Origin of the sequence: Halonotius sp. GCM10025705 (assembly GCF_042662885.1) — an archaeon.
In the GTDB taxonomy this organism is placed as follows: domain Archaea; phylum Halobacteriota; class Halobacteria; order Halobacteriales; family Haloferacaceae; genus Halonotius; species Halonotius aquaticus.
In genome coordinates this window covers 1,300,520-1,319,422 of the sequence record NZ_JBHSZD010000001.1, presented here as the reverse complement: position 1 = coordinate 1,319,422, position 18,903 = coordinate 1,300,520, and the positions used below count along the sequence as shown (strand labels likewise).

Below are 18,903 nucleotides of genomic sequence, written 5' to 3'. Positions count from 1 at the left end.
CCTTCGAGTGTGACCGTGCGTCAAAATCGATCGTTGACGTAGGCCTTGATCCGCTCGACGCGGTCGCGGTCGTAGGTGCACATGCTCCGCCAGACGTTCGGGCCAGTCTCGATGGCAACAAGCGCGACGGGGTTGCAGGCGTCGGCTGCGGCGATGTCGCCGTCGCTGGCATCGCCTGTTTCCGACTCCGGGGTAAATAACACAACCCACGACCGGCGGTACTCATGCGTTTCGCCGGCATGATCAATCACAGCAAGATCGTCGACGATACCGGGATCGTCCCGAACCCCATACACATGGGTTTCGACATCACTGTCGCCGAGCCACTCATACATTTTGCGCGTCCCGTACTCGTCGTCAAGCCGGGAGAGCCGCTGAAACGTACTGTGGAACTCGCCGTTGCCACAGGCCAGCGCGCGATCCTCGATAAATCGTGAGATGACAACCAACAGTAGCTTCTCCTTGTTGGATTCCGGAAACCCCCGAACCGTGAACTCGATATCATCGAGCCCGGTCAACACGTCCGGAAATGAGCCAGTTGAGGAGCGACCGGTGCTGGTTCGGTAACGGTCGGCGTTGACAAGCAGAAATGTCTCACTGAGATCCGCAAACGATGAGACCGCCGTCACTCGTCCGTCCTCGATCAGACAAACCAGGTCGGTGTCGCCTTCAGGGATGTTCCGTTCTTGGATCTGTATGGATTGGTTCTCAAAGGCGCGATCTAAGAGGTTTACGAGCGGCTGGGGCTCGGTTCGGTTTATCAGGAGCAGCGTCTTCTCCCGTCTGCCGGTGGTTTCGTCGATAAATCCCGACAGCGAGTCCGGCAGCTCGTCGTTCATACCAGCTGTAGGGACTGTAGACGGAAAAATCGGTGCGGATTCCCGCCCACTGTTACATCGGCTCTTTCGGCGCGCGATCGATCGCGTTAAACGCGGCTTCGAAGTCGTCTAACTGCTCGATGAGATCGCTTTGGTCGGCTCGGAGTTCCTCAATACGTTGGGTGAGGTCTTGATACTCTGCCGACTCTTCGAGCTCCTCGGTGGACTTCTCGGCTTCGAGGACGCCCACCTTTGAAGTCGCTCGGAACAGTTCTTGGACGGTTTCGCCGTACTCGCGGGCGGTCAGCTGGTGTTCGACGGCCTCCAACAGCGTCTCCTTGCCGATCGGCTTACAGAGATAATCGTCGAAGTCCATATCGACGATGTCGACATCGGGATCGATCGCGGTGACCATCACGACGCGAGCGTCCGAATCGGCCTCGCGGACACGTTGGAGCACCTCGTCGCCGGTGAGCCCTGGCATCCGGCGGTCTAAGAGGATTACGTCGACATCGCCGTCGAATGCGTCAAGTGCCTCCTGTCCGCCGTAGGCGGTGCGGACAGTGTAGTGTTCTTCAAGCCGGAAGGCGTAGAGATCGGCGACATCGCGTTCATCGTCGACAACGAGCACCGTCGCGTCATCTGTAGAGATATCAACCATGAATATTGGGTGCCTTAGTCACTCATAGTATGGGGTGCTACGACCTTTATACTTCCGCTGCGGCGTGGTGATTGGTGTCATACAGCCAACACGGCGTAGACGAGCAAAAATCCAAAATAGAGCACCACGAGTCCGCCCAGGGCGATGATTCGAAACCGGGTGAGTGCCGCTTCCTCCTGCTGGTACGCCTCACGAAACGCCTGCTGGTCGGCATCATCCAAGGTGTCGTAGTGGTTGAGCCCGAGATGAAGTTGATACTGGTCGTCGGCCGGGAGTTCAAACCCGCAGTGCGGACACTGTCGTGGGTTCTCGCCGTCGGGGACGTGTGTCTCCGGCCGTAGCTCAGCGGTGGCCTGTGCGTGACTGGTGTCGTTGCTATTTTGCGCCTCGCCGTCGTCGCCAGCCCGCCCGGTCGCCATCACACACCACCTCCGCCGAGGAACGGCGGTGTGACCGTCGGCGTTGTCACGATCCAGAGGCTGATGATCGTGTAGGCGATCATCACCAGCGTGATCCCGTATTGGCTTTTGATCGCCTCCAGTCGCCCGGGCAGGAGTTCGTAGGCCGCGGCGTGGGCGATCCACACCGCGATGAAGTGCCCAACCAACACGAAGGCGAGTTCAAGTCCCGAGATCCAGCCCGGCAGGGTCGTCAGCACCGGCGGCTGCTGGGGTGGCGACAGCGGGCTCGCGGCGACAACGGCGAGTGACGGGGCCACTCCGAGGATGAAGCCGAGATTGTGGGCGATGTGGTAGCCGGCGGCGATCGCCACCAGCGACGGCGCGAACCGCTCGGCCAACGCCGCCTGGGTGATGTAGGTACGGCCAAACCGCCGGGCGAGACTGATCGCCCACCAGAACGCAGCGACAAACAGCCCGAAGCCGGCGAGATATGCGCCCAGATAGCCGGCCAGCGGCGGCACACCGATCTCGACGACCGCGGTGATAAGGCGGGCCCAGAGCCCGGTGCCAACGAAGCCATCGAAGGTCGTCACATAGAGCACCGCGACGACGAAGACGGTCTCCGCGCGGCCCGACACAGCACCGCGATCGGTGAGCGCGCCCCCGGGCAGCCGGAGTGAGAGCCCGTCGTCGGTCCGTTTGAGTGGTGCGAACTGACCAAACAACGCAAACACCCGTGAGATCGGATCGACGCGGCCGAACCACGTGTCGGTGCCGTAGACGACGCTGCCGGCAGCACTGACAGCCGTGTAGGCTCCAATCGTCGTCGCCAACAGCCGTGGATCGTCGGCCAGCGGACTGACCACCTCGATCCAGATGAGCGCGAGTAACCCGGCGACACTTGGCCACGCGCTGAGCCGAGCAGGATACGGCCGATCCAGTGATGGCAGCAGCGATGCCACCGTGCGGAAGGGGTTCAGCGTCGGCCACGTGTTGCCGATGAGATACGTCGAGGCGACGTAGCCACCCCACCAGCCGACCCAGACGACGAGGATCGCCAGATTGCGATACCCCGTCTCTGGGCCGAGATAGCCGATCCCAACGGTTGCCGCCAGCACCGCGAGCCCGACGAGTTGGCCGCCGAGTCTGAGCAGCCGACCCGGCGCGGGGAGTGTGAATCCCCAGTTGTGGATCGACCGCATGAACGCTCGATCGGTGACAAACGACGCCAGCAGAAACGACGCGCCGACCGTGCCGCCGCCGGTCGTCAGGAAGAGCCAGGTTGGCACCTCCACAGAGCTTGTCGACCCCCGGAGCGCAGCCGCATGGGCGATCGCCGGCTCCGAGAGGAGTGCCACCAGTGGGGCCGCAACCGCGGCCATAAGTACCACCCGTAGGGCCATTCGTTGCCAGCGACCGCCAGCGTCCGTGGTTGGTCGTCCAGCACCGCGTTCAGTCATTATCGTGGGTTGCGCCAGCCGACAGGAGTAGCTTGCGGATCTTCGGAATCAACGCCTTGGTGGCGACGCCAGCCGATCTCGTGTCACCCACGCGGTTAAGAGGATTTTTAATCACACACTTGCAACGGGGTAGTATGAGCACCGAAACGGAGGACGGACACGACGACCACCACCTCCCGGCGGTCGAAGACTGGCCGCGCGGCTTCGGCGAGGCGAGCTGGTGGCCGTTTGTGACCGCACTCGGGGCGGCCGGCATCTACATCGGCGTGGCACTCTGGATCATCGGGGATGCGATCAGCCCGCTTCTCGGGCCGGCGGCGGTCGCCGGCAGCGTTGGGCTGTTCTTAGTCGGCATTTACGGCTGGCTGTATCACGCTTTCATCACCAAATTCTGGAGCCGCGATACAACTGAACACGGCCATGCCTCCTTGCGATGGGGGATGATCGCGTTCCTCGGCTCCGAGTTGGCTACGTTCGGGGCGATCTTCAGCTACTACTTCTACTTCCGTGCTGGCGCGGAGTGGACGTTGCCGTCGACAACACCGGATCTGATCAGTTCGCTGATCCTCGCTAACACGGCGATCCTGATCGCCTCCTCGTTTACGCTCCACTGGGCCCACGTCGCCCTGCGCGACGGTGACCGAACGAATTTCCTGCGTGGGATGGGACTGACGATCCTGTTTGCGGTTGTCTTCCTCGGCGGGCAAGCGCTGGAATACTTCGAGTTTATCGGCGAATACGGCTTCACGTGGACACAGGGAGTCTACTCCTCGGCGTTCTTCGGGCTGACCGGGCTCCACGGCCTCCACGTTGGGCTGGGAGCAGCCATCCTCGGGATCGTCTTCGTGCGCGCGCTGTACGGCCAGTATTCCGCTGAACGACACCTCTCGGTGTCGACGGCGTCGATGTACTGGCACTTTGTCGACGCCGTCTGGATCTTCCTCGTCGTCGTCCTCTACGTCGGCGCGGGCCAAGCGTAGCGACTCGCTCGGGACTGTTTTTGACGCTGTTGCTCCGTCTCGACTGTATCACACCAGCAGCTGTCGGCACCGACAGCTTACGGCATCCGGATTAGGTGATCGATGTTGTGCGCCAGATAGGTTAGCTCCCCGCGATCGATCTGGGCGTGTCGCTGCCGCGCCCACGCCCGGATCGCGTCGTCGCTGACGGTGTCGATGGCGGCTTCGGGCGTCTCCGTCAGCAACGCGGTTTCGATCGTATCGACGATATGGCGGAGAAACATCGCTTCATCGGCGGGATAGCCATCATTGCTCGGTGTCACAACCCAGTCGGAGCCGCCGGCTGCGAGATGGGCGGCACCGGCGGCCGGCAATTCGGTAAACAGCCGGCGGCCGGTCTGACTGCCGCCCGGCCGGTCGGGGGCATCCATCGCAGCGTGAAAGCCATCCAGCAGGGTCGCCGTCATCCCCGGATCGTCAACCGGTCGCACGTCGGTGACGCCGTCGAAGGTGATCGGGAAGTAGCCAAGGCCGCCGCCAGAAATCAGCGGAAGTAGCTGTTGGGCAACCTGCGCAAACGGCACGATATCGAGAAAGGCCATCCCGATCAGCAGATCGAACTGTGGATCGGCCGCCGTCGGATCATGGCGGTTGGCCGCGAACTCGAAGGCATCAGCGGCGTGCAACTCGACGGTCACCGTTTCGTCGTCGTTGGTGCGTGAGAACTGGTGGCTGGCAGTTTGCTCAAAGTCGCCGTCGGTCAGACGGTCGCTTGCCGCCGCGATGTTTGTATCATCGATGTCGACGCCGACATACTCGACCTGCGAGGGAAGTGCGTCCCAGGCGCGGAGTCGCTCCAGCATCGTGCCGATCCCGAAGCCGACTTCGAGGATTCGAATCGGCTCTCCATCACGGGCCGTCGCTCGGCTGTCGAGTTCGGCAACAAGGCGATCGACGGTCGGTCGGTGGAGCGCGCGGTCGTCGACCGATTCCTTGGCGTCGAGATACCGCACAAAATCGTCGAACGAGCGGGGCACGTCGTGTGGTTAGTCGGCGTCAGCGGGGGTTGGGTCATCATCCGCGCTGGCGGCGGTTGGCTCGTCGTCAGCGTCGACGGTGTCGTCCGCGTCGGCGTCGTCTGTCAGCGGCGGCAGCGGCTCCTTAGCCATCTGTGTGCCCCACATCCCGGGGTATTTCTCGACGGTTACATCGCCCATGACCTTCGTCTGGCAGGCCAAGCGGAGGTCGTAGTTCGGGTGGTGTGGCGGCACCAACAGGCGCCCTTTCTCGCGGATGCCCTTGTCGCTGACCTCGCCGTCGACCTTGACCGCACAGGTGCCGCAGTTACCGAACCCGTGGCAGTTGAGTACCTTCGATTTGCCATTGTGTGGGGTCAGATCTGCATCCAACAGCACATCTCTGAGCGTCGCGCCTTCTCGGCATTCGATTTCCTCACCGCGGAAGTGAACCGTCGGCATGGTCGACTCAACGGGGTGGCTCCTCAAAGGCTTACCGACAGCCTGTCGCTGTCTTTCGGTCTCAACGAAGCTAAATATCGCCGTGACAACACGGAGGTATGCCATCAACGCGACGCGCGTATCTCACGACTGTTGGGACGGCCGCCGCTGTCGGCCTCGCCGGCTGTGCCGGTGACACCGGGCCGGGAACGACGAGCCACAGCTGTGAGCTCACCGAGCGCGAGCCCGTCGCAGACCTCTCTCAACCTGTCGCGGGCCCGAGCGACGCCACCGTCACGGTGGATGTGTTCGAGGATTTTGCCTGTCCGCACTGTGCGGACTTCGCCACCGGCGGACTTAGCCAACTCAAAACCGACTATCTTGCGGGCGAGACCGTTCGGTTCCGCCATTTCGATTTCCCAATCCCTGTCTCCGATTGGTCGAACCGCGTTGCCAACGCCGCTCGGAGCGTTCAACAGACACAGGACGATGCGGCGTTTTTCGAGTTTAGCCTTGCGGCCTACGAGAACCAGGCCGACTACTCCTGGCAGCTCATCGGTGACCTCGCTGACGAAGTCGGTGCCGATCCCTGTCGCGTGCTAAGTGATGCCAGCAACGCTACCTACGAGCAGGTGCTGAGCGCAAACCGACAAACTGGGATCGACAGGGGCGTTGAATCAACACCTGGCATCTTTGTCAACGACACGCTGATCGAGCCGCCCGAAAGCGGTGGCTGGTACGAGCCGGTCAGCAGCGTGATCGACGACGCCCTGTAGCTTACCCCGCGTCCCCGCCTTGTGGCGTCGGAAATGCTCGCCGCGACCGCGGCGGAATGAGAAAGTTGCCGCGGTTTTCGACGAAGATATAGCGGAAGATCCCGTTTCTGACCCGCGGATCGATCTCCGGGTTGTCGGCAACGATGTCCGTCCCGTTCATCGCTTCCTGTACCGCCTCGAACTCGCTGATTTCCTGTTGGTAAGAGGGAAAATGCAGACTGGCGTTATCGTTGTCGGTCGATTCAACGTGGCGACGTAGCGTGCGGACGTTGCCCTCGCTGTCGCGGTTGCCGCGGGCGGCCTTTTCTGCGTGCCCAACGAGCCCGAATTCGTCGGCGGTCTCGTCGATTGCCTCAAACAGCTCCGTGGTGATCCCGCTGTCGTCGCCGAGATTTTCGCCGACGCCCTCGACAGCCCCCGACTCAGCGAGCTGCGGGCTAAACAGCTTCGCGACCATCTCCTCGTGGCTGTTTTCGTCGTACCACTTGTCGAGTTGCTGGCGGATCCGGGCGACGTGTTTCGTTGTGCCGCCGGCGAAGGGGCCGTCCTCGATGGCCACCGATGCCTCGCTGGCTTGGTTGGCCGCAAAGCCGGCCTTGAAGCCCATAAACAGCGGTGCAGCCTCAGGAACGGGGCCATCTTCGGGAATCCCGCCGACGCCCTGGTTGGCGGCGGGCAGTCCCGGCCCAATGAATCCGGTTCGGCGGTCGTCGATCCGGAACACCTCGCCCAGTCGACCCGTCACCTCAACACCGTTGAGCGTTTCTGGGGTGTCGTCGCCGTCCGGGAATAGCGTTTCCTCGATCGCCAGCAAGGCGTCGCTACGATCCGACGCCAGTTGCAGGAGGGCGTCCTGTTCGTCCAGCGTCGGCGTATCGACCGGAGTGAGCCGACGCGGCGGGGGAAGATCGACAGACTCCGGCAGCGAGGACTCGAACCGATCGAAGTACGACGGCGAGTAGCCGAGATCAAAGACGACGCCGCGGTTGCTCCGTTCGTAGGCGCGTTCGATCGTTCGCAGGGCGGCGGTTAGCCGTTCGCGGTCGGCGTCAGTGGGGGTTCCATCGTTGCCGGCCTCGCCGTCGTAGGTGAGATACAAAAACAGGTGGTGTTCTGGAAGGACGACGTTGCCAGCCTCGTCGCGGTCGAGGCTGTCGTTCCACGCAAATTGGCGATCCGGGAGAGTCTCTGGATCGTCGACGCCGTGTGGGATCGGCTCGTCATCGACGGCCTCCAGACAGGCCGACAGCGCGGCCGCGCCCCCGGTCGCTAGTGCCGCCTTCAGTACGTCCCGACGGGACGCAGACGTGTCGGGCAGTGTCATATCCGCTGTAGTCGACTGCGTCAGATATGGGTTCTGGTAGTCGTTCCCATGGGTTTCGTCGCCTACACCAGAACTCGTTTGGTCGCTGAGCAGCTAACCGGATTATGAAGCGACGACAGTTTCTCGCCGGTACAACGGCCGGGCTGGCAGTTGGTGCTGCCGGCTGTGTTGATTCGTTTACCTCTCTCGATGGCGTGAGCTATGGGCGGGAACCCGAGCTGGCCGCTGACCGCCCGGCGGCGATCTACTATCCAACCCACACCGAGGAGATGGCCATGGGCGGGATGGCACAGACCGACGATGGGCTGGCGGTCTCGCTGGCCTACACCTTCCCCCACCGGTTCTGGCGGGTGTTCAAACGCGAGGGGCGCTACGAGGCCGAGCAGTTCAGCGTCGACGGCGACGATGCGGTTCATATCATGGCGAATATCTGGGACGCCGAGACCGGTGTCGTGTTGCCGGTCTCAAGCGTCGACATCGCGGCCCGCGGCGGCAACAACGTCGACGAACGTGAGACGGTGTACCCGATGCTCTCCCAGCGCATGGGCTTTCATTACGGCGATAACTACCATCTCGATGGCGACGACACCTACACGGTCAACGTCACTGTTGGCGCGACGACCGCCACCCGGTTCGGTGGCTTCGAGGGTCGATTCGGCGAGCCCCAGACGGTCACCATCGACCTCGATTACAGCGAGGCCGCCCGCAACGAACTCGCCTACGAAACTTACGAGGATCGACAGGGCGACCCAGGTGCGCTGTCGCCAATGCGCATGGAAATGAACGGGATGTCGATGCCGACCGGTAGCGTCCGCGACCTTGGCGGCACCCAACTGGGAACGGGACGTGCCGACGACATCCGCTATGCGGCTGCCGTCCTGACCGACGACCGCTTCGGCGACGCGCCGTATCTCGCGGTCACCGCGGCGACGCGGTACAACGAGTTGGTCATCCCGAGTATGGGGCTGTCCGGGACGCTCACCGACTCGAGTGGCGAGACAGTTGTTGAGAGCACCTCCCTGGAACCGTCACTGGATCCGGAACTCGGCTTCCACTACGGCGCGGTTGTCCCCGGCGCGACCGGCGAAGAGACCGCCACAATCGATGTGACGACGCCGCCACAGGTCGCCCGCCACGAGGGCTATGAGACCGCCTTCTTCGAGACACCGACCGTCGAGTTGGACTAAGCGGGGCTCGGTAGTGTCGCTGCCAGCAACGCACTGATCACAGCGTCAGTGAACCGGTTGCTCGCGGAGCCGATCCGCGAATTTTTCGCGTACCTTGTCAAGTTTTGGCGGAATATGCATCGAGCAGTAAGCCTGTGAGGGATTCTTTTCGTAGTAGTCCTGATGGTGTTCTTCGGCCCGATAGAATGTGTCGAGCGGTTCGACCTCGGTGACGATCTCGTCATCGTAGGCCCCGCTGGCGTCGAGTTCGGCGAGAAACGCCTCGGCGGCGTCCTGCTGGTCGTCGTCGTGAGTAAAGATCGCCGAGCGGTACTGCGTTCCGACATCTGGCCCCTGTCGGTTGAGTTGGGTCGGATCGTGCACGGTGAAGAAGACTTCCAGCAGGTCGCCGTAGCTGATCACGTCGGGATCGTACTCGACTTGGACAACCTCGGCGTGACCGGTCGTCCCCGAACAGACTTCCTTGTAGCTGGGATCAGGCGTGTCGCCGCCGGCGTAGCCGGAGACGGCCGACTCGACGCCTGCGAGTTCCTTGAACGGGGCTTCGATACACCAGAAACAGCCGCCGCCGAATGTCGCTGCTGCGCTTGCCATAGGGGTCATTGGGGCGGGAGCAACAAGAAGCCACGGCCAGCGCAGCCCACACCGACAGCTAGCCGCCACCAGCCCAGCCGCCGTGGTGGCTGAGCGTCCCGAGGTTTACCCGCGAGTCGGTGCTGGAGCCACGGACGCCAGCCCCAAGCGCGTAGATAGTCCCGTCGTCGCTGGTGACATACACCGTCTCGTTGACGACGACCGGCGCGGTGTCGACCCAGTCCTCGGCATCGAACATCCAGTCGCGCTGTCCGGTTGTCGTACTGATCGCGTAGACGTAGCCGTCGTTGCTGCCAACATAGACGGTGCCGCTGGCGACCGTCGGCGACGACCACACCCGGCTGTCCGTCTCGAACGACCACTGCCGGTCGCCAGCGGCGGCATCGATCGCATACAGCGCGCCATCGTCGCTGCCGACGAAGACGCTCCCCTCGGCGACCGTCGGCGAGGAGTTGATCGCGTCGCCGGTGGCAAACTCCCACCGCTTGTCGCCCCATTTGGCGTCCAGCGCGTAGAGGGTGCCGTCGCCGCTCCCGATGAAGACGGTGCCGCCGGCGACCGTCGGCGAGGAGCGCACCGGGCCGCCGGTCTCGAAGGCCCAGCGTTGGTCGCCGGAGGCCGCGCTCAACGCGTACACGTGGCCGTCGTCGCTGCCGATGTAGACGGTGCTGTTGGTCACTGTTGGGGAGGCGTAGATCGGGCCATCGGTGCCGACCGCCCACCGCTCTTTGCCCATCCCGGCGTGTAGCGAGTAGACGTAGCCGTCGCCCCCACCGACGAAAACCGCGTTGCCGGCGATCGTCGGCGACGACTCGATGAACCGTGCGGTTCGAAATGCCCACTGTTGGGTGCCGGTGTCGGCGTCAATCGCGTAGACATGGCCGTCGTCGCTGCCGACGACGACCTGTCCATCGACGACGGTTGGGGCGGATTCGACGAAGTCGTCGGTTTCGAAAACCCACTGCTCTTCGCCTGTCTTCGCGTTGACAGCGTAGATACTGTCGCCGTCGCCGCCGGCGACGACCGTGCCGCCGACGACCGTCGGCGCGGAGCCGCCGAGGCCGCCGGTGCTGTATGACCATTTGACCTTGCCGGCGGCCTCTTCGAGGCGGATCTGGTAGCTGTCGTCTTCCTCGTCGTCTTCGGTGATCGAATCCGGGAGGCCGGCGTCAACCTCGAAATCCCAGTATTCGCCCTTGGCCTCCAACCGGTCTTCGTCGTCGCTCACACCTACCGCTGTATACCCCCACCTGCAAAAAGGAGTCGGCCGCACGCCACACGCGTTTCGGGCTTTATTCAGCCAGCAAACAGGTCAACGCGAGGTTAGCCGGACACCTGATCAACCACGGTTTCGCCGTCGACAACGAGATTGTAAGCTTCCTCGTCGTCATTCCATAAGACGAGGGCGTTCTCGAAGGCCAGTACCGCGCCGTAGTCGGCGCTCGCCAACGCCCGATTCAGCCCAGACTCCTTTGTCACCACGGCGTAGTGATCGGTCGTCTGGCTGCCGTCGCCGATCTTGAACACCGCGTTGTCGCCGTCGCTGAGGTCATGGCTCAGTTTGACCGCCAGCAGGTCGATCCGCTCGGTGACATGGTCGTCCATCGCGGCCATCTTCGCGTGTCGATCCCGACTCGCACGGAACGGGTAGCGTCGCTCGTCGTCTCGGCGCAGCAGGCTGTAGGCGAACTGGACATCGACGTTGCGGAATGCGTCCGGATCGTCCTCGTCGGCCTCGGCGGCCGCCTCGGCGAGTCGATCCTGAAACGCCGGCACGGCGATCTCCGGGCGCACGTCGAACGACCAGCCGCGGTCGTCGGGCTCGGCCCCGTCCCAGAGCCGCAGTGTGGGCGCGTAGACGGTTGCGTCGGTGTCGCCGCCGGCGATCGCTCGCTCGATCTCCCGGAGTTCGATTGCGGTGTTGCGGTCGGCGGGTTCGAGCAGTAGCACTGTCCCGTCGTCAGCCAGGTGTGACAGCGAGTCCTCGACGACGGCGACCGGATCGTCGAGTTCGTTGCAGACGTTGCCGAAGATGAGCAGATCAAACGGATCGTCGTTTGTGTCGCCCGCATCGTAGTCGAACGTCTCGATCGTCGACCGGTGGATCGTCGACCGGAAGTTGCGGCTGGTCTCGCTGAGCACACGATCCAACACGTCAGCCGCCGCGCTTGGCTCGACGGCGTGGTAGTCGACGAGGCCGGCTGTCGGCTCGCGGTCGTCCGCGTCGCCGAAGACAAAATCGTGGAGCCCGAGTGCCGGCCCACCGACGCCGGCGCCCACATCGAGGACGCGCAGCGACGCCGGCAGCAACCCTCGCTCGGTGAGCGTCGCCAGCACGTAGCCGATGGTCGCATAGTAGGCCGGCAGGTGATAGATCGCATACCCTGCGGCGGTCGCCGTGTCGTATTCGATGTCGTCGCCGGTGAGATAGTCGGCTTTTAGCGTTCGGATCGTCGACCGAAGCGTCGTTCCGGACTCCCCGAGATGCCAGTTGGCTCCGTACTGCTTGACGAGGAAATCCTCGACAGCACGACTATACGCCGCAGGCAACGCCGCTGGCGACCACTCTCGGTGGGGGATCGCCTCCGACTCAAGCGGGACGAAGGTTCCATCCGCACGCTCGATGAGGCCAAGATCGAACGCCTCCTCCCGCAACGTTTGGGCGACAACGGCGGGGTGTGGCTGGCCGTCGATGTATTCGGCGATCTCGTCGGGATCGATCGGCCGCACCTGCTGGAGATACTTCGCGTTCGAGCGGACAGCCTCTCGGTCGATCACTCGTCGGTCACCCGGCTGTCGGCGTCGACGTTGCGCTTGGCTTCCGCATAGAGGTCAGCAAAGGCCTCGCTGTCCGCGTCGGCGATCCGCTGGGCGGCTGCCGCGATGTCGTCGGCCCCATCAAACGCCGCTTGGATCTCGCTGTACACCTCGGGGCTCCCCTCGGTGACCGTCGTCGCCAGCGATTCGAGCCGTTCGGACACCGGCGTAGCGAACTCCTCGCGGATGTCGCCGGCAACGAGCGCGTAGGCCAGCACGGCCGTGTGGGCGCCGGCCTGAATCGTCTCCATCGCGCTGTCGTGGTCGGCGGCTGTTGTCTCGAAGACGGTGTTGCCGGCCTCGACCATGGCTTCACGGATCGTCGCCAGCGTCGGGCCGGCGGTCGCGGTGACAACCGCGATGTTGCCGGGGACTCGCGGCGGTGCAAATAGGGGATGAAAACTGGCCTGCTCGCAGTCGGGGGCATGGTCGGCCATCGCCGCCAGCGGTCGATCCATGACTCCTGAGATATCGAAGACGGCCGTCTCGGCCAGCGGCGCGTAGGTGGCGATCGCCTCGTCGACGACCGACATCGGCACCGCAACCCCGACGGCATCAAAGGATTCCGCGGTGTCGCTTGGCACCGCTCGCGCCGCTCGGGGTCGGCTGCCGCCTCGGCGACGGCGGGGTCAGCATCGGTAAACGCAACGTCGGCGTCGACGGTGTCGGCCAGCCACCGCCCCATCTCGCCTGCGCCGACGATGAGTAGCTTCATACCCGCCTTTCCGGGTGATGTCTCAAAAGGGGTTCGATGGGGGCGACGCGCCTGCTGTCGTCGACCACTCGGTGCCGACTGGGTGGGTGTCGGTAGCCGCATCGCCTCCGTGCTCTCGTCAGCTGGCTGGCCTAAACTATATTAGGTATATAGTCGTATTTATCCGAATTCTTTTACGATCCGTCCTCTAATTTGCTGACAGACAAGACGAAGCTGACTAATAGCTGTTCAGAAATGAATAATCAACTACTACATTCCGGGCAGAATGAATCGCACGGTGCTGCCGGGGTAGCGGCTGCCGATCAGGCAGCACTCGAAGCGTTCGTCCGCGACGCCGAAAACGGGGCCTACGACGATGGCGACGCCGAGCATCTCGCAGCAGCAGTTGAGACTATCCAGACGCTGTTGGAGACATCGGCACCCGCTGAGCCGACGACCGAGCCGACACCGGCAGCAACAAAATGGGCCGACGCAGCCGATTACAGTGGCTCACCTGATGCGGACGCCTCGACAGCCGTCGCGTCTCATCCGATCGACCGCACCGAGCTTCCCGATCCCGTCGAGGCGACGGCCGCGCGAGCGGCGTACGATGCGGTCGTGGAGTTTCTCGTCGCCGCTGGGCCGGCTACCGACAGTGAGATCGCTGGCAGTGTCATGCCAGACCATCCACTCGGCTACGCGCCACCTTCGGCGACAGACCACGAGGCAGCGACGTGGTGGCACGAGGTGATCAAACCCACACTCGATGCTGATCCAACTGTCCGCTACAGTTCACGCTACGGGTACGAACTCGGTGGCTGACGGGCGTGACGACGGGCGTGGTTACTCGATCGCGTCGAAGCGCACCGCCTCATCCGGGATCGTCTCCTCGGTGTGATCCTGAATCGTCTCGAAGGTGAGCGTGATCGACTCCGCTGGCACGGCCTCGCTAAACCTGATCGTAAACAGCGAGGCGGGGTCGGTGAGCGAGCCGGCCTCGCCGGTCATATCGACCGCTCGGGCTCGGACAAACGCCGATCCTGTGCCGCCGTCGACGACCTCGAAGTAGCGTTCCAACAGGCCGGGCTCGACAGCCTCGATGACCGCCTCGCCGGCGGCGTCGCAGGCGACCCGGGCGGTGTACTTCCGCACGCCGGCCGGCGCGTCGGTGACGACGACGCTAACGGCGGTTGTAGGGTGCTCGTTGCTCATGCAGGATGATGGCCCGCGGGCGGCCTGTGGGTTTCGGTTCGCCACATCGTCTCAGTCGACGACGAATGTCCGTGGGTAGTCGGTTAGATTCTCGTAGCCGTCCTCGGTGACGACGATGATGTCCTCGATGCGAACGCCACCCACGTCAGGATCGTAGAGCCCGGGTTCGACCGTGATGACCTGACCGGCGTTGAGTTCGCCACCCTCGGTACTGAGTCGTGGCTGTTCGTGAACCGCCAACCCGACGCCGTGGCCGGTCGTATGGATGAAGCCGGTCTCGGTCGACGGATCGGTTCGGAAGGTTGGGAGCCCCGCGTCCTCGTAAACCTCGCAGGCGGCGGCATGGATGTCTGCGCCGCTCGCGCCGGCTTCGACCGCACCGAGGGCCGCATCGAGGGCGCGCTCGGTGAGGTCGTACCACTCGCTGATTGTTTCGCCGGGCTCGCCGATACAGAACGTCCGAGTCATATCCGCGTGGTAGCCCGTCGTCTTATCCTGCGGGAAGATATCGATGATGATCGCCTCGCCGGCCCGCAGCGGGCCGCTGCCGCGGTCGTGTGGGTCGGCGGCTTGGGTGCCGCCGGCGACGATCGTCGAATCGAGCCCGTAGCCTTCCTCCAGCAGCGTCGCCTCGATCTCGTGTTTGACGCGCTCGCTGGTGAGAGGTTCGCCCTCGTGGATAAGTCGCCCATCGCTGTCGACGCTCGCGGCCGCGAGCAGCGACTCCGCGGCTGCCATCGCCGCCTCGTTGGCAGCTTGGGCTGCGCGGATGTGATCGATCTCGTCGGGTTGTTTCACCGCTCGGATATCCATCAACACATCGTCGGTGTCGACGCTGACGGTGTGGCCCTGCTCGCGGAGCCCGTCGGCGGTTGACAGCGGGAACCGATCGGGCACGAAGACGCTGTCGACGCCGCAGTCGGACAGAAACGCGCTGTTGACCCGGTGGCTGGCTTCGGTTGGGCCATACTCCGCCACAAGCTGGCGGCGGTCGTAGTCGGCCGGGCGTTTCACCGTCTCGGCGCGGCTCTCGGTGACCGCGCGGCCGTACTCCAGTCCGGAGACGAGCACGGCGAGGCCGTCGGGCGTATAGCAGGTCAGAAACGGATCCGGGGCGTCGAACCCCGAGAGGTATCGCTGGTTCGGGTCGGTGCTGTCGGCATCGATGAGATAGCCGTCGATGTCGTGGCTGGCGAGGTGGTCGTCGAGGGCGGTGAGATCCGGCTCCATACTGGTGTGTAACGGCCCCGATACGTAGTGGTCTCGTTTTGTGCGATGGATGCGGCGTGTTCGGACAAGCAGTTGCATGAGGTGGAGAAGTGTCGAAAGCCCTCGACACGCTCGACTCCCGGGACTCGCTGCGCTCCTCGTCGTTCGCGTTGCTCACTCCTGAGGTGCTTGCGTCGTCCGGGTTCGCCGAGCGCGTCTCGCCCTTTCAGTCCGCCAGGCCGGCAGTTGGTTGGCCGGTAGACCCCTCTGATCATTTGCTCGCATTAGAGCACCACGGGTCGCCGCATAACAAACGCTAAGCCGCCGGCTCCAAACCCTCGGATATGCGCTTAGAGGAGTTTTGGGGCATCGGGCCGAAGACGGCCGCGCTGCTCCGTGAGTCGATCGGCGAACCCGACGCCATCGCCGCAATCGAGAACGCCGATATCCGGACGCTCGCCGCGGCTGGCGTCCCGCGCGGCCGAGCAGTCAGGATCCTCCGGCGGGCCAGCGGCACCGACGGGATCGAGGTACTCGGCACCGGCGACACCCGCGATGTCTACGACGAGTTGCTCTCGGTCGCCAGCGAGTACGCCCTCACGAACCATGCCGCCGACCGAATCCGCGTGATGACGCCGCTGTCAACGCGGGAGGCGATGGCCGACAGGCTTGATCGCGTGTTGGCCGCGAAAGCCGCCTGGATCGACCTCGGCGACGACGACCGCGAGCGGGTGATCGACGCCTTTGACGCCTACGACGACGACGGCGGCACCGACAGCGCGGCCGTTGAGGCCGCCCTCGAACTCGATGCTGTCGGGCTCGCGGGCGAACCGTTCGACGCGCTGGCCGGGATCGACAGCGACGCCCTCGAAGCAGCGAAAGGCGCGCTCGGAGCCGTCGAAGAGACTGACGACGGCGTAGTCGTTGCCGAGGAGCCGACGACGAACTCGACGCGCTTCGAGCCGAGCGCGACGCGGCGACCGATCTCAACAACGCGGCTTTCGATATCATCGAGACAGTGCGGAGCGACGGCATCCGCGATATGGACGCCCTCCAAGCGGGCGTCATCGAGCACATCGCGAGCGAGACCGGGATCGAACCGCCGCGGGTGCGGTCGGCCGCAGCCGACGACGCCGTCGACGCCGCCGACTTCGTTAGCCAGACACTGCGCGCGCTGGTCGACGACCTCGAAACGGCGGTCGCCGAGCGCGAAGAAACGGTCGCCGCCGAGCTACAGGATCGCATCGGCGCGGCCGATGCCGACGTGACCGCCGCCGTCACGGCGATCGGCGACATCGCCGTTGAGCTCTCGTTGGGCCGGTTTGCGGCCGCCTTCGACCTCCAGCGACCCGAACTTGTCGACGACGGTCTGGCGGTGCGAAACGCGCGCAATCTCTTTCTCGACGGCGATATCCAGCCCATCACCTACGCGGTTGGGAATCACGGCCTCACCGACACCGCCCGGTCGCTGTCGCCGCCGACCGGTGATCGCGTGGCGGTGCTGACAGGGGCGAACTCCGGCGGGAAAACGACCCTACTGGAGACGCTGAGTCAGATCGCGCTCTTAGCGGCGATGGGGCTGCCAGTCCCGGCCGACGAGGCCGAGGTTGGACAGTTCGAGACGATCGTCTTCCATCGCCGCCATGCCTCGTTCAACGCCGGCGTCCTCGAATCGACGCTGAAATCCATCGTTCCGCCGCTGACGGGCGATGGCCGGACGCTCATGTTGGTCGATGAGTTCGAGGCGATCACCGAACCCGGCCGGGCCGCCGACCTGCTCAACGGGCTGGTGTCGCTGACCGTCGACCAAGCGGCTCTCGGTGTCTACGTGACCCATCTCGCCGACGATCTGAGCCCCCTGCCCGAGACCGCCCGGATCGACGGCATCTTCGCGGAGGGCTTGATCCCGAGCTTGAACTGCAGGTCGACTACCAGCCACGGTTTGGGACGGTCGGCAAATCGACCCCGGAGTTCATCGTCTCACGGCTCGTCGCCAACGCGACCGACCGCGCCGAGCGCGCTGGTTTCGAGTCGCTGGCAGCAGCAGTCGGCGAGGAAGCAGTCCAGCGAACGCTGTCGGATGTTGAGTGGCAGTAAAGCGTCACCGCGGACAGCAGCCAGAAACTGTTTTTGATCTTCTCGAAGAAGCCCTCGGAGACATCGACCTCCTCGCCGCCGGCCTCCGCGAAGGCTTCGAGGGCTTCCTTCTGGTCGTCGTTGAGCGATTCAGGGGTGACGACTTGGACGGTCACATAGAGGTGGCCGTTGCGCCGGCTGCGGAGCTTCGGCATGCCGAGGCCCTTCAGGCGGAACCGCTCGCCGCTTTGGGTGCCCTCGGGGATGTCGAGTTTCTTTGGGCCGTCAAGTGTTGGCACCTCGATGGTGTCGCCGAAGACCGCCTGCGGGAATGAGATCGGCTGATTGTAGTGGAGGTCGTCGCCGTCGCGTTCGAACTCCTCGTGCTCCTGTACCTCGACGTCGATGAGAAGATCGCCGGCCGGGCCGCCGTTCTCGCCGGGTGCACCCTCGCCGTCCATCCGGAGGGTTTGGCCGGTTTTGATGCCGGCTGGCACCTCGACAGTGAGCGTCACCTCGGTTTCGACGATGCCGTCGCCGCCGCAGGTGCCACAGGTCTGGTCGGCGACCTCGCCCTCGCCGCCACAGCGCCGACAGGTCGATCGCTGCTGGACGCGGCCAAACGGCGTCTGCTGGACTTGCCGCACCTCGCCGGCCCCATTACACTCCGGACAGGTCGAAACCTCCGCTTCCGGCGGATGGCCCTCACCGCCGCAGGTGTCACACTCCTCGGGGCGGGTGACGGTGAACTCCTTGTCGACGCCCTCGTAGGCCTCTTCAAGGGTGATCTCCATCGACGTGCGGAGATTTCGACCCTGCCGGGGGCGGTTGCCACCGCCGCCACCACCGCCGCCGCGGCCGCCGCCGAAGAACTGCTCGAAGATGTCCTCGAAACCGCCACCGCCAGCACCGCCACCGCCGAAGCCACCCATGCCGCCCATCCCGCCGGCTCCGCCGCGGCCGTCGTCGAAGCCGCCGCGCTTTTCGGCCTCTTCGAACCGCTCGTGGCCCATCTGGTCGTAGGCCTGGCGTTTCTCCTCGTCGGTCAAGACCTCCTTGGCCGTCTTGATCTTCTTGAATTTTTCCTCGGCGTCGGGCTCGTCGCTTACGTCCGGATGGTATTTCGAGGCTTTCTCCCGATAGGCCTGCTTGATCTCGTCTTCTGAGGCGTCACGTGAGACGCCCAGCACATCATAGAAGTCCTCGCTCATCAGTTATCCTTCGCTAGTTAGCGCGAGTACTTGAAAAACGCGGCTTC

The 18,903-nt window shown here is 64.1% G+C and carries 16 protein-coding genes and 3 pseudogenes; 5 read left to right on the top strand and 14 right to left on the bottom strand.

Annotated elements, in window-relative coordinates; translation table 11 throughout:
• Positions 1 to 20 precede the first annotated feature (20 nt).
• The 4 genes from ACFQJB_RS07405 to ACFQJB_RS07390 all read right to left on the bottom strand — a co-directional run bounded on the left by ACFQJB_RS07405 (position 21) and on the right by ACFQJB_RS07390 (position 3,262).
• The gene (locus tag ACFQJB_RS07405; protein ID WP_379725688.1) at positions 21 to 839 is read right to left on the bottom strand and encodes a histidine kinase; all 819 of its coding nucleotides are present in this window, start codon (positions 837 to 839) and stop codon (positions 21 to 23) included.
• 52 nt (positions 840 to 891) lie between these two features.
• Positions 892 to 1,479, bottom strand: a complete 588-nt coding sequence (locus ACFQJB_RS07400) for a HalX domain-containing protein (protein ID WP_379725685.1) — start codon at positions 1,477 to 1,479, stop codon at positions 892 to 894.
• A gap of 77 nt (positions 1,480 to 1,556) precedes the next feature.
• Complete coding sequence (locus ACFQJB_RS07395; protein WP_379725682.1) at positions 1,557 to 1,898, bottom strand: C2H2-type zinc finger protein; 342 nt, start codon at positions 1,896 to 1,898, stop codon at positions 1,557 to 1,559.
• Positions 1,898 to 3,262, bottom strand: a complete 1,365-nt coding sequence (locus tag ACFQJB_RS07390; protein WP_379727990.1) for a hypothetical protein — start codon at positions 3,260 to 3,262, stop codon at positions 1,898 to 1,900. Before ACFQJB_RS07390 ends, ACFQJB_RS07395 begins: the two co-directional genes overlap by 1 nt.
• Before the next feature lie 212 nt (positions 3,263 to 3,474).
• Between ACFQJB_RS07390 and ACFQJB_RS07385 the strand changes: the two genes are divergently transcribed.
• Positions 3,475 to 4,320 carry a cytochrome c oxidase subunit 3 gene (locus ACFQJB_RS07385; RefSeq protein ID WP_120102806.1) on the top strand — a complete coding sequence of 282 codons (846 nt, stop codon included), beginning with the start codon at positions 3,475 to 3,477 and terminating at the stop codon, positions 4,318 to 4,320.
• 77 nt (positions 4,321 to 4,397) lie between these two features.
• On the opposite strand, the gene ACFQJB_RS07380 is transcribed toward ACFQJB_RS07385, so the two are convergent.
• Positions 4,398 to 5,336, bottom strand: a complete 939-nt coding sequence (locus ACFQJB_RS07380) for a class I SAM-dependent methyltransferase (protein WP_379725679.1) — start codon at positions 5,334 to 5,336, stop codon at positions 4,398 to 4,400.
• Positions 5,337 to 5,345: 9 nt separating this feature from the next.
• Positions 5,346 to 5,777, bottom strand: coding sequence for a 2Fe-2S iron-sulfur cluster-binding protein (locus ACFQJB_RS07375; protein WP_379725676.1), 432 nt, complete (start codon positions 5,775 to 5,777; stop codon positions 5,346 to 5,348).
• A gap of 98 nt (positions 5,778 to 5,875) precedes the next feature.
• Here ACFQJB_RS07375 and ACFQJB_RS07370 point away from each other — a divergent pair, with 98 nt between their 5' ends.
• Positions 5,876 to 6,532: a DsbA family protein gene (locus tag ACFQJB_RS07370; protein WP_379725673.1), complete on the top strand. Its 657-nt coding sequence runs from the start codon at positions 5,876 to 5,878 to the stop codon at positions 6,530 to 6,532.
• Position 6,533: 1 nt separating this feature from the next.
• On the opposite strand, the gene ACFQJB_RS07365 is transcribed toward ACFQJB_RS07370, so the two are convergent.
• Positions 6,534 to 7,850 carry a twin-arginine translocation signal domain-containing protein gene (locus tag ACFQJB_RS07365; protein WP_417448579.1) on the bottom strand — a complete coding sequence of 439 codons (1,317 nt, stop codon included), beginning with the start codon at positions 7,848 to 7,850 and terminating at the stop codon, positions 6,534 to 6,536.
• 110 nt (positions 7,851 to 7,960) lie between these two features.
• Between ACFQJB_RS07365 and ACFQJB_RS07360 the strand changes: the two genes are divergently transcribed.
• Complete coding sequence (locus ACFQJB_RS07360) at positions 7,961 to 9,043, top strand: iron transporter (RefSeq protein WP_379725667.1); 1,083 nt, start codon at positions 7,961 to 7,963, stop codon at positions 9,041 to 9,043.
• A gap of 45 nt (positions 9,044 to 9,088) precedes the next feature.
• On the opposite strand, the gene msrA is transcribed toward ACFQJB_RS07360, so the two are convergent.
• From msrA to ACFQJB_RS07340, 4 genes and pseudogenes are all read right to left on the bottom strand, one after another.
• Positions 9,089 to 9,637 (bottom strand): peptide-methionine (S)-S-oxide reductase MsrA, encoded by a 549-nt coding sequence (msrA, locus tag ACFQJB_RS07355; RefSeq protein WP_379725664.1) that lies wholly within the window; start codon positions 9,635 to 9,637, stop codon positions 9,089 to 9,091.
• Positions 9,638 to 9,695: 58 nt separating this feature from the next.
• The gene (locus ACFQJB_RS07350; protein ID WP_379725661.1) at positions 9,696 to 10,865 is read right to left on the bottom strand and encodes a PQQ-binding-like beta-propeller repeat protein; all 1,170 of its coding nucleotides are present in this window, start codon (positions 10,863 to 10,865) and stop codon (positions 9,696 to 9,698) included.
• Between the two features lie 95 nt (positions 10,866 to 10,960).
• Positions 10,961 to 12,415 carry a small ribosomal subunit Rsm22 family protein gene (locus ACFQJB_RS07345; RefSeq protein WP_379725658.1) on the bottom strand — a complete coding sequence of 485 codons (1,455 nt, stop codon included), beginning with the start codon at positions 12,413 to 12,415 and terminating at the stop codon, positions 10,961 to 10,963.
• Positions 12,412 to 13,169: pseudogene (locus ACFQJB_RS07340) on the bottom strand (prephenate dehydrogenase). Before ACFQJB_RS07340 ends, ACFQJB_RS07345 begins: the two are co-directional and overlap by 4 nt.
• Before the next feature lie 234 nt (positions 13,170 to 13,403).
• Here ACFQJB_RS07340 and ACFQJB_RS07335 point away from each other — a divergent pair.
• Positions 13,404 to 13,970, top strand: coding sequence for a hypothetical protein (locus ACFQJB_RS07335; protein ID WP_379725655.1), 567 nt, complete (start codon positions 13,404 to 13,406; stop codon positions 13,968 to 13,970).
• 21 nt (positions 13,971 to 13,991) lie between these two features.
• Here the strand turns inward: ACFQJB_RS07335 and ACFQJB_RS07330 are convergent, their stop codons facing one another.
• Complete coding sequence (locus tag ACFQJB_RS07330) at positions 13,992 to 14,360, bottom strand: hypothetical protein (RefSeq protein ID WP_379725653.1); 369 nt, start codon at positions 14,358 to 14,360, stop codon at positions 13,992 to 13,994.
• A 51-nt stretch (positions 14,361 to 14,411) separates the two neighbouring features.
• A complete protein-coding gene (locus ACFQJB_RS07325) occupies positions 14,412 to 15,590 on the bottom strand; it encodes a M24 family metallopeptidase (protein WP_379725651.1) in 1,179 nt (392 codons plus the stop codon).
• Positions 15,591 to 15,913: 323 nt separating this feature from the next.
• On the opposite strand from ACFQJB_RS07325, the pseudogene ACFQJB_RS07320 reads away from it, so the two are divergent.
• Positions 15,914 to 17,666, top strand: a pseudogene (locus tag ACFQJB_RS07320) (DNA mismatch repair protein).
• A 23-nt stretch (positions 17,667 to 17,689) separates the two neighbouring features.
• Here the strand turns inward: ACFQJB_RS07320 and dnaJ are convergent.
• A pseudogene (dnaJ, locus tag ACFQJB_RS07315) lies at positions 17,690 to 18,856 on the bottom strand (molecular chaperone DnaJ); the annotation flags it as partial.
• Between the last annotated feature and the right edge of the window lie 47 nt (positions 18,857 to 18,903).